The sequence below is a fragment of the Thermogymnomonas acidicola JCM 13583 genome, from assembly GCF_001316105.1.
Taxonomy (GTDB): Archaea; Thermoplasmatota; Thermoplasmata; order Thermoplasmatales; family Thermoplasmataceae; genus Thermogymnomonas; species Thermogymnomonas acidicola.
The window spans coordinates 51,174-64,823 of the sequence record NZ_BBCP01000010.1 but is presented as its reverse complement, the minus strand read 5'-3'; the positions used below and the strand labels follow the sequence as shown (position 1 = coordinate 64,823).

Below are 13,650 nucleotides of genomic sequence, written 5' to 3'. Positions count from 1 at the left end.
TCCCCCCCTTCAGAAGCGTTCTGCCCTCACTATGGTGTATATCAGGTAAACGGCCATGCCCAGGACAACCGCAGCAAGCACCGCGAAGGCTGCAAACATGTGCGCGATGTTTATTGGCGCTCGGTATTTAAACGTTTTTCATTGGCCCTAAAGTATAATAGTTTCCCTTGCTTGCCTCACAGCGACTTGGCCATGTACGGGCCCAGCCTCTCGTAGCCCATGTTTCTGAAATAGTTCCTCACGCCTATGCCGCTGATTACCAGGATCCTCCCGACACCGAACTCCTCCCTACTGACCCTCTCAGCCTCCGCCATGAGAGCCTTGCCGAAGCCCCTGTGCTGCCATTCTGCCTCCGGACGTGAGCCAACCGGCACCACTTCACCGAAGACCTTTATCTCCCTGACGATTGATGAGCCTATTACCTCCTTCCTGTGGGCCATATCGGAAGGCAGCCTCAGGCGGAGGAACCCTACGATGTCCCCCCCGCTTCCCGTCTCGTATGAGAGGAAGACCTCCCTCCCACCTGCGGCCATGTAATCCCTCCTGACGAGCCTGCAGTCCTCCAGGTCCGTTCCCCCCCTCTTACCCACTTCCCTCGACCTGATCTCCATTGTTGACATCCCGTTCTCCGCCAGCATCCTCTCCGCCAGGTTCCTTATGTCACTCCTCTTCACCCCCCCAGCGGAGATGAACTTGACGGGTATGTCCCTCTGGATCCTCTGTATCCTGACCCAGGGCTTTATGTTCGTGAGGACAAACTGGAGGAACCTCACGGCCCTCTCTGTGTCCGGTGGAGTGTACCTCCCGCTCCTCCACAGGCCGTAGAGCGGGGGGGTACCCCCCCTGACCACGAGTGTCGGGTAGATCTTCAGCATGTCAGGCATGAACCTTGGGTCCTCCATCATGAGCCTGAAGCTCTCCATGTCGTCTTCCTCGGTGGCACCGTACATGCCGGGCATCACGTGGTATACGATCTTAAGGCCAGCGTCCCTGGCAAGCTGCGTGGCCCTGACAATCTCACCGACGCCGTGGCCCCTCCCGTTAAGCCTGAGCACCCTCTCGTTTATGATCTGCACACCCAGTTCTACCTTCGTTGTGCCGTATGAGAGGGAGAGGTCTATCTCCCTCTCGAAGAACCAGTCAGGCTTCGTTTCAACCGTGAGGCCAATGCACCTCCTGTCCGAGTCCTCGTTAACCAGCATGCTCTCCTCCAGGCCAGAGGAGGGCTGCCTGTTCATGGCGTCGAGGCAGCCCCCCCTCACGAACTCCCTCTGGTAAGCCTCAGGCCTGGCCGTGAACGTCCCCCCCCATCACTATAAGGTCCACCTTGCTGGTGTCGTGGCCTATGGTCTCAAGCTGCCTTAGCCTGTTGAACGTCTGCTCGTAAGGGTCGTAGGCGTAGGTGCGGCCCCCCCTCAGGGCCGCGGGCTCATAGCCCGTGTATGCCTGCGGTGAGTTGTTCTCGACCCGCCCGGGCAGTATATGCAGCGGCCATGGGGGGGGCAGCGTTCCGGTGATGTCATGACAGCAACAACTGAGACGCCAGATATCGTCCTGGTCCTCTTTATCCTCAGGAGTTCGCGCTCCCCCCCTCACCCAGGTCAGAGGAGTGCAGTATCTCCACGTCCCCCCCGGGTATATAGCCTAGCCCGTACTTCCTTGCAAGCTGCACCTTGGCCCTGTGTAGCGCCTCCTTGTCCCTTATGGAGCCGGATCTTATCATTGCGAGGATTTCCTGGAAGAAGTCGGCCTCACCACCGCCGAGCATGGCATATACCGCAGTGCCGCCCTGGAGATATGCCTTGTGGTCTCCTCGCCTTCGATTACCGGCGCCCCCCCTTCTCACGGAATGCCAGGTGCCGGTATCACCTGGCACCAGAGGCGGAGGCCGCGGAGACCTTCTTTTTGGACGGTAGGAGAGGCGTGAGGGCGAAGGATACTGCAGCGAAGGCTATCATTATGTAGAGCACCCTGCCCAGTGGCAGGTAGAGGAGGAGGAGCGACATGACGCCTATGCCGGCCGCACCGCCCACGGTGTTCCCCCCCAGGCCCCCCCACACGAGGCCGTTTGATGTGGTGGAGAACCTCCTGGGCACGACCTCGTTCACATAGCCCATGAGCACAGGGAACCCGGTGAAGGCGGTCATGGCGAACACCGCGTATGCAACGCCTGTGATGTATATGTCCCTGGTGAGCATGAATGCGAGGAACGCCAGGGCCGAAATGCCTGAAGTCACGAGTATGGTTGTTCTGCCTCCCCCCCTGCTGGCGGTCACGCGGCCGAAGATGGGGGGGCCGCCCGCCACAGAGACTATGAGGCCCGCGCTCAGCACGGAGCTCATCAGGTACTTGCTGTGGTAGATATCGCTCATGTAAGTGGGCACGTAGGTGTTCACCGCAAGCATGAACATGGAGCGTATGAACACCACCGCCGTGAGGAAATACACGAAACCAGAGTACCTGCTGAACGGTTCAACGGTGGGCTGCTGCTCCACACCCGGCTTACCCTGGGCTACGGCGAACCTTGACCTGCTGAAGAAGTGCAGACCAGCAAGCGTCACGAAGGATGCGGCGAACATGTAGACCGCGAAGATGCCCAGGCCCAGCACCTCGCCGCCTATCAGGATCAGAGAGGAGATCAGGTATGGCGTGACAGCCCTGCCAAGGCTCCCGAAGGCCTGGTTTGTGCCCATGGCCTTTGAAGCCCGTGGCTTATCATACACATGTGAGAGGACAGAGGCACCGAGCGGGTGGTAGAAAGACTGGGCCACACCGAGCACCACAGAGCCAGTTATGATGAGTGGGAAGAGCAGCGAGTGGTAGACGAATGGAAGCATGAATATGAGGACAGAAACGGCGTTAAGAAGGAGGCCGGTGAATATGAGGAGCGAATCCCTGTCGTGCCTGTCCGCGTACCTGCCGAGGGGGGGCGTGCTCAGGAAGCCTGAGAGGACGTTGTATATGATTGCCACGGAGCCAAGGGCCACAACCTTTGTCCCGGGTATCGACTCGTAATAGGCTATGAGCACGGGGGGGAAGAGGAAGAAGTTCCCGTCGTTAACGAAGTGCGCTAGTGACGTATATGCAAGTGCCCGCCTTCCAGGGTCAGACATACCTTCGTATTGAATATCTCCATAAATCTGTGCCGCTCACTGGCCCTGCACGGACTGCATCTGGCTCTCCTTTGGTATGTAGCGGAGTATACCGGCGATCCCGCCGAATGCCCTGAGGAGGAGGGTGCCCTCCTCACTGTCTGCGGATATCATCTCCACCCTGGCACCGGACGCATCCGCAAGGTTGTATATGATCTCCACCAGGTCGTCCTCCCTCTCCAGCGACATCACAGAACCGTCAGCGGCACATGTCGGCACCTCGTCCGGCCTCTTCACGAACTCCTTCTCTGAACCGCAAGCGGGGCACTTGTAGACGTACTTCCTCTTGTTAAGTCCCTCGGAGAGCAGGACAGTGTCCAGCGCCTTGGCCTCCAGTGCCTGCCTCACCGCCGCCTCGCCGTAGACTGCCAGGCCGCCGTCAGGCTTCTTTATCTCCTGCAGGAACCTGTTCACGAGGTCCCTCTCCCTGGAGATCTGCATGTCCTTGATCGATTCCGAGGCCTTGGCCACCAGTTCCCTGAGCCCGGTCTCGTCTGTGTAGCCTATGTCGAAGAGGTCCTTGACCTTCTGCTTTATCTCGTTCCTCAGGTAGTCCCTCTCGAAGAAGTACTCCTTTGTGGCGCCCGGGCCGCCTATGAAGACGGCCTTCAGGTCCTTTATCACAGGCATGAAGGCGTTGTTCGCTATGTCCCCCCCACCTTCTTGAAGACTCATGCGCCGCTATCTCGATGAGCCTCTCGTAACGTCGCGATGACTGGCCGCCCTGGTGGTGCTTGCTGGGGACAAGGGACTGCTCGTTGGAGACCACAACGATGTTTGTCCCCCCCTTGAGGAAACCCACCGTGGCCTCCTTCCTGTCTATGACTATGAGGCCGTACATCTCCTTGGCCTCCAGCTGGGACATCAGGGGGGGCTCCAGGTGGAACTGGGAATCGCACTTGTAGATGAAAGTCTGTATGGGCTCGGGCGGCTCTATTATCTTCGTGTACATCTCCGTCTGGTCGCCCCCCCTGGTTGCCACATGCCCAACAAAGAACACCAGGCCGGTCTCGGGTGGCTGCTTGAAGTATTTCAGCCTTGACATTATCGATTCGATGGCTGAGAGCACGTTCTTCCTGGTGGACTTTGACTTTATGTTAGATGATGTTGAGTATTCTTCCCTCAGGTACTGGACAACATCCGATATCTGCTTGTCCGGGGGGGGATGTAGAGGGATATCAGTTCGGTCCCACGGCCTCGCAGTTCGGACAGCTCCTGCAGGGCCTTCTTGAACTCGTACCTTCGCAGCTGAACGTCGTCTGAAGCCATTACTTCAAAGAAAGTTTATAATCGTATTTAACCTTGATCCACAGGTTGCATGAAGTGCGTCGTCATATCGCTTGGCGGCTCAATTGTTTCCAGGCCTTCCCTCGACGTGCAGTTCATCAGGGACCTCTCCTCCGTGCTCCGTGACCTGCCTGTGGACAGGGTGGGCATTGTGGTGGGCGGAGGTGCACTGGCTAGAGAGTACATAGGCGCCCTAAGGCCTGCCGGTGTGAACGAGAACGTCCTTGATGAGATAGGTATCCACGCCACCAGGATGAACGCGCTTGCAATAGCGTCCCTCCTGGACGGAGCACCAACGGAAATACCGGAGAACATCAACGATGCCGCGAAGCTGCTCAGGCAGGAGAGGTACGTGGTCATGGGCGGCACGGAACCGGGCCACACCACGGACACAGTTTCCGCCCTGCTGGCGGAGAGGATCGGCTCCAGGGTGATGATAAACGCGACATCAGTTGATGGGGGTCTACACTGCCGACCCCAGGAAGGACAGGGGGGGTGCAAGGAAGCTCAGGAGCCTCACATATGAAGAGGCCATCGAACTGGCCATGCGCGAGGCCTCCGGGGGGGCAGGGCAGCACGTTTTTATGGACATAACTGCACTGACGATTGCAAGGAGGTCATCGATCAGGGTGCACGTGATCGATGGCAGGGACCTCGGTGCATACGTGAAGGCATCCAGTGGCGAAGAGCACGGTGGAACAGTCATAGGGTGAGCACTAGAATACGCTCTCCAGCAGGTCGTACTTTGCCGCCTTGACTGAGAGCGGCCTGCCGTTTGTGCTCTCGTACTCCTCCCTTATCCTCTTCAGGAGCTCGTCCGCCTCCCTGTACTTCTCCTCCAGGCTCATCTTCACAAGGCCCCCTCTTGTCCATCTCACCCGCGTAGATACTGTCCTCGTCCTCCCTCACCGGGCATATGAAGAGGCTATCCCCCCCTTCTCCAAGCTGCATCTGCCCAACTATGCCTGCAGTGGCCTCCACGTGTTCCCTGCTGAGCGTCTTTCCACCCGTGCCAGCCAGGACTATGAGGCCGACGTTGAGGCCTGCGGTCTTAAGGTTGTTCACTATGTTTATGGCATCGGTTACGTTGGTGAGGTTCCTGAAAGCCTTCACCACCCTGTTGCTGCCGGTCTCCAGGAGGAAATAGACCTTCTCGAGGCCATGCCTCTTCATGTCCTGGTAGTGCATGACGCTCTTGCTCTTCGGGATGGTGAACAGGTCTATGAAAGAATATATGGGCAGGTTGAACGTCTCCCTGACAGTGTCGAGGGCGGAGAGCAGCACCTTCTGTTCAGCATTCAGCGCAGAGGGGGGGTCCCCGAGGAGCACAGATGACCTGGCAGAAAGACCTGGACCGAAGAAACCCTTGACCTTTTCCACATGTGCCCTGAACTCGTCCAGTGTCCTGTACCTGACTTCCGAGCTGAATACGCCTGGCACAGCGAGCACCTGTTCCACCTGCAGCCTGTGGACAGCTGCACATAGAGAGAGAACGACCTCTCCGGAGGTAGCACCGGTATCTCGCCCGAATACAGGTTGGAGACAGCCTCAGCGTCTGATTTCAGGGACGCCCTGCCGCTGGATATGAACTTCCTGATGGCCTCGCTGGTTGCGCCCTCGGACTGTGGCAGGCACTCCTCTGCCACAGATATGCAGTTCTCCATGAGACCTGCTGATTCTTCCTCTGACAGCCTTGCGACGACCCTGACATCGTTGTCCCATTTCATCTCCACGACAGAGCCATCAAGGTAGCGCTTGAAAGACCTGCTGCCCAGGGTCGCGTAGAGCATCCTCCCGCTCATGTCTATGGTGACGTTTCCAGTCTTCTGGTCAGACATCATGACCATGCCGTTGTTAGCCCTCAGTATAGCCATGTCACTCCCTTATCCCTCTCTCCGATACGAATATTGTGAGCAGCACCATCACAATGGCCAGGACGGTGAGGTAGAGGAGGTAATGCGCCACTGATGATAGCTGCGCACCCGTCAGTGACCCGTTGAGCAGGACTGTCCTGATGGAAAGTGCTGACCATGAGACCGGGTTGTACTGGGCCACCCTGCTCAGCCATCCTGCCATGAGTCCCGGCGGGAAGAGTGCGTAGGACGCGAACATCAGGGGAAGGTTAACGAGGTTCACTATACCGAATATTGTCTCCATCCTGGTCATCCTCACGGCTATTATGCTGAATATGGACGAGAACGAGAAGGAAACGAGAACCACAGCGGCCGCTATTATGAGCGCATCTACCACCGTGAAACCGTGCCTGAGGACGAGACCGTCCGGGATCAGGAGGGCAGCGATGATCAGGATTGCCACCTGTACCAGGCCCCCCCTGACCGTGCCCGAGATTATCTTGGAGAAGACTATCGAGCTCCTCCTTATGGGTGCGGAGAGGAACCTGGAGAGAGGCCCCCCCATCCTCCTGTCCCAGATTATGTTCACTCCGGAGAACATGGCGGTGAAGAGCGTCGTTATGGTCAGGACGCCGCCCAGTATGAAGGTTATGTAGTCAGGCGCCCCCCCCTGGAACAGTGCAGAGCCACATCGATCCCGTGGAACGAGAGCTTTGCGATGTCAAACGCACTGCCGAAGAGGGCGATCCAGAAGAAGGGCTGCACAAGTGACACTATGAAGGCCACTGGTTCCTGTACCACTTCTTCAGTTCCCTCCCTGTCAGTGGAAGAAGACCGCTCATCTCCTCAGCCTCCGCATCCTCATCATCATGGACCTGAAGTCCCCTGGCTCCTCGTCCTTCATCTCCCTCCCAGTGTACTCCAGGAAGACCTGGTCAAGTGAGGGCTTCTGCACGTTTATGCCCGTGACGGATATGCCGCTGGAGACTATGTAGTTCATGAGGCTGGCCATCTCTCTGTCCGCGCTCTGGACCTTAAGCCTCACCCTGTTGCCGCCCAGGTCCTTGACCTCCGTTGCTCCCCGGTACTCCAGCATTTTCTCCACATCGTTTTCGGAAGAAACAGTAATCGTTATCACATCCCCCCCCTCAGTGAGGCCTTCAGCTCGGCGGGGGTGCCGGAGGCTATTATCTTCCCGTGGTCTATTATGGCCACCCTGTCGGAGAGCGCGTCGACCTCCTCGAGGTAGTGGCTCGTCAGTATTATCGTTACGCCAAGGTTCTCCCTCACCTCCTCTATGTGCTTCCACATCTGGCTCCTCGTCTGGACATCGAGGCCAAGCGTTGGCTCGTCCAGGAAGAGCACCTTGGGGGCTGTGGACAAGGCCTGCTATCAGTTCGAGCCGCTTCCTCATGCCTCCGGAGTACTGCCTCACGTACCTCTGCATAGCACCTTCAAGGTCCACGAGGCGGACGAGTTCCTTTATTGTCTCCCTGGCCCTCTCCTCGGGCACGTTATAGAACCTGGAGACCATCATCAGGTTCTCGATGCCCTTCAGGTCCTCATCCGTCGTGAGGTCCTGGGGCACCACCCCCCCCTATCACCTTCCTCACTGCGAGGCTGTCCCTGATTATGTCATGGCCGTCAATGACCGCTGTGCCGCCGCTGGGCTTCAGGACAGTGGTCAGCATCTTTATTGTGGTGGTCTTGCCGGCACCGTTGGGCCCCCCCAGGAGCCCGAAGACCTCGCCCTTCTCTATCTCGATATTGAGGTGGTCCACTGCCACGAAGTCACGGCCGTAGACCTTTGTCAGATCACTGGTGGTGATTATTGCCATCCTTTCCCCCCCTTCCCATTATCCTGTGTATGGTCTCCAGCGTCTTCCTGGTCAGATCGAGGATCTCGTTCCCGCCACGCACAACCTGTTCCGGCGTCAGGTTGTACACATCCCTGACAACCCTCAGGGCCAGGTTGTTGAACTCCCTGTAGAACTCCCTGCTCTCGAAGTAACCCGATATTCTCATGTCAAGGACATCCCTGTTCTCCTCCATGACCTTCTTCCCCCCCTGTTCCGTGAGGGCATAGTACCTCTTGTCCTTCCTCACGTAGCCCTTTTCCTGGAGCCTTCTGAGGCACGGGTATATGACGCCGGTGCTGGGCTTGTACCTGGAGCCGAACTTCTCGAAGATACCCTTTATTATCTGGTAAGGGTACTTGGGCCCATCTGACAGTTGGTCCATTACCAGGAGGTCTGTGATGCCTGTCATGCGCCTGGGCATCTGGAGTGCCATGTTACATAGATATATCTATGAAATAAATAGGTAACCACCTACAGCGAGAAGTCGCCTATCAGTTCAAGCTTCCTCCTGGACTTCGTTGAGACCACCAGTGTGGTTATGAGTATTGCAAGTATGACCGCAATGGCACCGTATATGCCGTATATGTACGGTGGCGAGAGGTCGAGGTACACAGCAACGACGACAGCAAATACCAGTGTCAGGGTGCTCACGGACGGGATCACGATGTGCCTGAGTATGCTGACCCTCTTTCCCTCCTTCCTCATGAAGGAGTAGAGGGATGTGTTGGTGAGTATGTGGACGAGGTAGGTTATCGGGCTCTCAAGGATGAGGAGGAAGACGGACGCGTTCAGGAGGCCGTTCACGGTGCCAGACGTTGCCTCAAAGGCCAGGCCAGTGCCTATCGTTATGATTGAGGCGAGGACCGCCACCAGGACAATGGCCTTTGTGGGCGATCCTGTGACGGCGTGTATTGACGAGAGCCTCTCAGGGAACACGTGCTCCCTTGCGAGCGAGAACACGACCCTGGTGGCATTGGTGCCCAGGGATACCGTTGCTGTGAAGAAGGAGTTCAGCACCAGGATTATGAGGACCGCAACCAGGGCTGTGCTGATGTAGCCGAAGTCATGCTGGTAGATGTATATCACAGGGTATGGGAACTGGCTGCCCCCGAAGGAGGCCATGTTCTGCGCCCCCCCAGCTTATGACCTGCGCGTAGGCTGAGAGGATTATGGTGATGCCGAGCACCGCTATCGTTATGAGTATGGCCAGCGGGACGTTTCTCTTCGGGTTCCTGGTCTCCTCAGCGATAGGTATCGACCCCCCTATGCCAACGTAGGTGCCTATGGCATAGACCATCATGGTCGCCAGTGCCAGCGTGTCGTTGCCCACGGGCTTCGGGGGGGTGAAAGGCACAAGGCTGAGCCTCGCGTGGAACTCATATATGAGTGCTAACGAAGTGGCTATGAAGAAGAGCACCTCCACTATGATCGTGTAGGACACGAACTGCAGCGAAGGCCTTATGCCGCTGTATATGAGCCAGGAGACAACTCCTATGAAGACCAAGGATAACGGGATCCAGAGGAAGGTGGGGGGGAAGGGGGATCTGGATACCAAAGGAGGGGAAAACGTCATAGACGAACCCCCCCATGAAGCCAAGGATACCGAAGCCAGTGAAGCTCAGTATCTGGTAAGAGAGATATGACAGTGCTGTGATGAACCCAGCCCTCTGGCCCAGCCCCCCCTGGACACGAAGGTGTAGTAACCACCGGAGCTTGACAGCTCCTTGGAGAACTCATACATGGAGAAGGTCATAAGGCCATAGATCACGAGGGAAATGAGGAGGATCAGGGGGATCGCGTAAGAGCCCGAGGGATATGAAGTGAAGGTCGAGGTGAGGAGGGCCGCGGTACCGGAGACGTATAGAACGATCGTGCCACCCGGGGGGGCGTTCAGGGCAGTGGCCTGCGAGACCGCATGCCTGAGCGTGAGCTGGTCCCTTCTGAGGTGCTTCAAAACTCTCCGCTGAGTTTCCACTTTTAATGAAATCGCTGATGCGTATTTAAGGTGTTTTTCAGCGCCCCAGCCAATAAATGTTTTTAACTGGGTCTGCAATTATCTCGTTTACAACCAGAACCTCTGCATGCAGTGGGCCCATTTTTGCGGCCCGGCAAGGCACGCACTCCGTGTCTGCCTTGATCCGCAGAGACATCACGGGCATTCTGGCTCGAATGGGCATGATGGGAGACTTTCTCGGCTCCCTCAGGCCGTTTGACACTGGTGCGGTTTACTCCTCTCCCAGGGCCCTCAGCTTCCTCTCAACGCTGTTCTCCAGATCCCTCCTGTCATCGACGCGCAGGATCGTTTCAACACGCGGATAGCCCATGTCGACCAGTGCCTTCTCCGCCCTGGCCACAGCGGCGAAAATCTGTTCCAGGCTCTCCGCCTCCATCACGGTGGCCATGCTGTTCGGGTAGCACCTCACACCGGCGCCCCCCCTGAGGGCCTCGATGGCCTTCTTGATTGCCTCCGATGCAGATACTCCCTTGCCTATTGGGTAGAAAGCAACGTCCGCAACGATCATGTGTGTGAATTGCTTTCTTGTATATCCGGGTTACACCGCATGGATGGGCCTGCAGTCCATAGACTCCCAGTGCCCCATGAAGGCAGGAAGCAGGTTCTTGCACTCCCTGGTTACTATAAGGTTATATATTGTGTTGTCCTGAAACCTAGATTAAACGCATGCAGGACTCCAGGGAACATGGATTCAGGATAGAGGAAGAGATGCCATTCCTCGACCCCCCCATAATAGCCAGGTGGTTCAACGGCAAGTACTCGAAGCTTACCGAGCCGCAGAGGAGGGCAATCCCGCTCATCCACGAGAGGAAGAACGTCCTGGTATCAAGCCCAACTGGCACCGGAAAGACGCTCACTGGTTTCCTGGCGATCATCAACGAGCTCTTCCGCTTCGCCAGGGAGGGCACGCTCAGGGACACGGTGTACTGTGTATACATTAGCCCACTGAAGGCCCTGGCGAACGACATCGACAGGAACCTGAACCAGCCCCTCAGGGAGATAATGGAGATATCGAAGGAGGAGGGCATGGAACTGCCACAGATCAGGGTCTCCGTGAGGTCTGGGGGGGATACAAAGCAGAGCGACAGGCAGAGGATGCTCAGGAAGCCTCCCCACATCCTGATCACCACCCCGGAATCCTTCTCGCTTGTCCTCACGGCCCCCAAGTTCAGGGAGAAGCTGAGGACCGTGAGGTACGTGATCGTGGACGAGATCCACGAGGTCTCGTCAACGAAGAGGGGATCGCTGCTCTCCGCAAATCTGGAAAGGCTGAGGGCTGTGACCGATGAGGACTTTGTGAGGATAGGCCTGTCCGCCACACAGGCACCCCTGGATGAGATAGCGAAGTACCTGTGTGGCTTCGACGGCGAAGTGCCGAGGCCCTTCGAGATCGTGGACGTGGACACTAAGAAATACCTTGACCTCCGCACCATCGTGCCGGTCCACGACCTGACCAAGGTGTCCTCTGAGGTCGCCAACGAGAGGATGTACGACATACTCACGGACCTCATAAACAGGCACAGGACAACGCTGATATTCACCAACACCAGGAGCGGGACGGAGCATGTGGCCATAAAGCTCAAGGCAAGGGGCATAGAGAGCGTGGAGGCCCACCACTCCTCCCTGGGCAAGGAGACCAGGCTCGATGTGGAGGATAGCTCAAGAGGGGGGGAGAACTGAGGTGCGTGATAACATCGACATCCCTGGAGCTCGGCATAGACATAGGCTACATTGACCTTGTGGTCCAGATCGGGAGCCCCAAGTCAGTATCCAAGGGGGGGCTCCAGAGGATAGGCAGGTCGGGGGGGCACGGCATAGACGAGCTCTCCAAAGGCAGGTTCCTGGTCTTCGACCTCGACGACCTAATGGAGTGTGCCGTGCTCACAAAGGCCGCGTACGACAGGGAGATCGACAGGGTCACCATACCCAGGAACCCGCTGGACGTGCTTTCACAGGTACTTGTCGGCATGTCACTGGAGAAGGTGTGGGGGGGCATAGAGGAGGCATACAGGACGCTCAAGAACTCTTACTCCTTCCACACCCTGGAATGGGACGACTACATGTCAGTCCTGAGGTACCTTGCGGGCCAGATAGAGGACAGCACCATATACTCCAAGATATGGCTCGACGAGGGCGAGGGCACGTTCGGGAAGAAGAAGAGCACCAGGATGATCTTCTTCATGAACGTAGGAACGATACCGGAGGACGCTGACTACCAGGTCGTGGGGGGGGAGAGGGGGGGCAGGCACCTCGGGCAGCTGAGCGACAAGTTCGTGGAGAGGCTGAAGCAGGGCGACATCTTCGTGCTGGGCGCCAGGACATACATGTTTTTGAGGACGTCGAGGAACCTGGTCTATGTGAAGGACGCCACGGGCATGAGGCCCACTGTACCCACGTGGACGGGGGGGGAGATGCTGCCCAGGAGCTATGACCTCGGCGTCCTGGTTGGCAGGTTCAGGGAAGAGGCTGTGAGAAAGATACAGAGGGGGGGGAGGACGTCAGGAAGTGGCTAATGGAAGACTACAGGCTTGATGAGTGGGGGGGTGCAGACAGTCTCATCTCATACATAAAGGGGGGGCAGATGAAGTACGGGGGGGTGCCCACCCACAGGCACCTCCTGGTTGAGGGCTACATTGACCGTGACAACCTGTACAGCGTGATTTTCCATGTCCCGCTGGGCAGGAGGGTCAACGATGCCCTCTCGAGGGCATACGCTCAGGCAGCATCCAACAGGTACGGGAGCAGCGCCAGGGTCACAGTCACTGACGACGGCTTCATGGTGACGCTCTCGGAGAAGCCTGACCTCAGGGAATTCGTCCACCTGGTGACCTCATCCAGCTTCGATGACACAGTGCGTGCATCCATAAGGAACACAGAGACCTTCAAGCAGAGGTTCAGGCACTGTGCCTCGAGGGCTCTCATGGTACTGCGCAGGTATAAAGGCACGGACATAAGCGTGGTCAGGCAGCAGCTCAGGAGCGACAGGGTCCTCAGGACAATAGGAGAGATGGAGGGCTTCCCTGTTGTCAAGGAGACGTTCCACGAGATAATGGAAGACATGATGGACGTGCCAGGGCCAGGCAGTACATAAGTGAGGTCATAGAGAGAGGGAATTACAGGGTCCTCGACTACACCGCTGAGACGAGCCCGTTCTCCTATGGCATAATACTTGCAGGCGTATCGGACCTGGTGCTCATGGAGGACAGGTCAAGGGTACTCAGGGAGCTGCAGAACAGGATACTGGACAAGATCTACGGCCCAGGGGGGAAATACGTTACATCTTCAGGGACGATGGGCCCGTGAGAGAATTCTTCGCCTCTCTGGTGCCCAGGGTCAGGGACATGGAGAGCTACGAGGCCATGGCAAGGCATTTCCTCCACATAGACCCGTTCAGGAACAGGCAGAACTCCCCCCCTACCCTTACTCTGACACGGACGCAAAGGCGATAGGTGAGGAACTGATAGAGAAGGACAGGATAGTCTCGG

6 protein-coding genes and 7 pseudogenes are annotated in these 13,650 nt (G+C 57.3%); 3 read left to right on the top strand and 10 right to left on the bottom strand.

Features of this window, described 5'->3' with window-relative positions:
* Positions 1–9: 9 nt before the first annotated feature.
* The 4 genes and pseudogenes from JCM13583_RS09295 to prf1 form a co-directional block, all read right to left on the bottom strand.
* Complete coding sequence (locus JCM13583_RS09295) at positions 10–99, bottom strand: potassium-transporting ATPase subunit F (RefSeq protein WP_075057480.1); 90 nt, start codon at positions 97–99, stop codon at positions 10–12.
* A gap of 77 nt (positions 100–176) precedes the next feature.
* Positions 177–1,768, bottom strand: a pseudogene (locus JCM13583_RS09290) (tRNA uridine(34) 5-carboxymethylaminomethyl modification radical SAM/GNAT enzyme Elp3).
* Between the two features lie 97 nt (positions 1,769–1,865).
* Positions 1,866–3,113, bottom strand: coding sequence for an MFS transporter (locus JCM13583_RS09285; protein ID WP_075057479.1), 1,248 nt, complete (start codon positions 3,111–3,113; stop codon positions 1,866–1,868).
* A gap of 36 nt (positions 3,114–3,149) precedes the next feature.
* Positions 3,150–4,421: pseudogene (prf1, locus tag JCM13583_RS09280) on the bottom strand (peptide chain release factor 1).
* Positions 4,422–4,470: 49 nt separating this feature from the next.
* On the opposite strand from prf1, the pseudogene pyrH reads away from it, so the two are divergent.
* Positions 4,471–5,152 (top strand): annotated as a pseudogene (pyrH, locus tag JCM13583_RS09275) (UMP kinase).
* Here the strand turns inward: pyrH and JCM13583_RS09270 are convergent.
* The 6 genes and pseudogenes from JCM13583_RS09270 to JCM13583_RS09230 all read right to left on the bottom strand — a co-directional run bounded on the left by JCM13583_RS09270 (position 5,142) and on the right by JCM13583_RS09230 (position 10,673).
* On the bottom strand, positions 5,142–5,879 hold the full coding sequence (locus tag JCM13583_RS09270; RefSeq protein WP_162509729.1) for a hypothetical protein: 738 nt from the start codon (positions 5,877–5,879) through the stop codon (positions 5,142–5,144). The pseudogene pyrH and the gene JCM13583_RS09270 sit on opposite strands and share 11 nt — an antisense overlap.
* Positions 5,880–6,314: 435 nt before the next feature.
* A pseudogene (locus JCM13583_RS09260) lies at positions 6,315–7,134 on the bottom strand (ABC transporter permease).
* Positions 7,131–8,130, bottom strand: a pseudogene (locus tag JCM13583_RS09255) (ATP-binding cassette domain-containing protein). The pseudogenes JCM13583_RS09260 and JCM13583_RS09255 overlap by 4 nt, the downstream one beginning before the upstream one ends.
* On the bottom strand, positions 8,108–8,584 hold the full coding sequence (locus tag JCM13583_RS09250) for a PadR family transcriptional regulator (protein ID WP_075057476.1): 477 nt from the start codon (positions 8,582–8,584) through the stop codon (positions 8,108–8,110). The pseudogene JCM13583_RS09255 and the gene JCM13583_RS09250 overlap by 23 nt, the downstream one beginning before the upstream one ends.
* 38 nt (positions 8,585–8,622) lie before the next feature.
* Positions 8,623–10,126 (bottom strand): annotated as a pseudogene (locus JCM13583_RS13045) (APC family permease).
* 250 nt (positions 10,127–10,376) lie between these two features.
* Complete coding sequence (locus tag JCM13583_RS09230) at positions 10,377–10,673, bottom strand: MTH1187 family thiamine-binding protein (RefSeq protein WP_075057472.1); 297 nt, start codon at positions 10,671–10,673, stop codon at positions 10,377–10,379.
* Positions 10,674–10,831: 158 nt separating this feature from the next.
* Here JCM13583_RS09230 and JCM13583_RS13040 point away from each other — a divergent pair.
* A pseudogene (locus JCM13583_RS13040) lies at positions 10,832–13,468 on the top strand (ATP-dependent helicase).
* Positions 13,465–13,614: a hypothetical protein gene (locus JCM13583_RS14165; protein WP_171823559.1), complete on the top strand. Its 150-nt coding sequence runs from the start codon at positions 13,465–13,467 to the stop codon at positions 13,612–13,614. The pseudogene JCM13583_RS13040 and the gene JCM13583_RS14165 overlap by 4 nt, the downstream one beginning before the upstream one ends.
* Positions 13,615–13,650 lie beyond the last annotated feature (36 nt).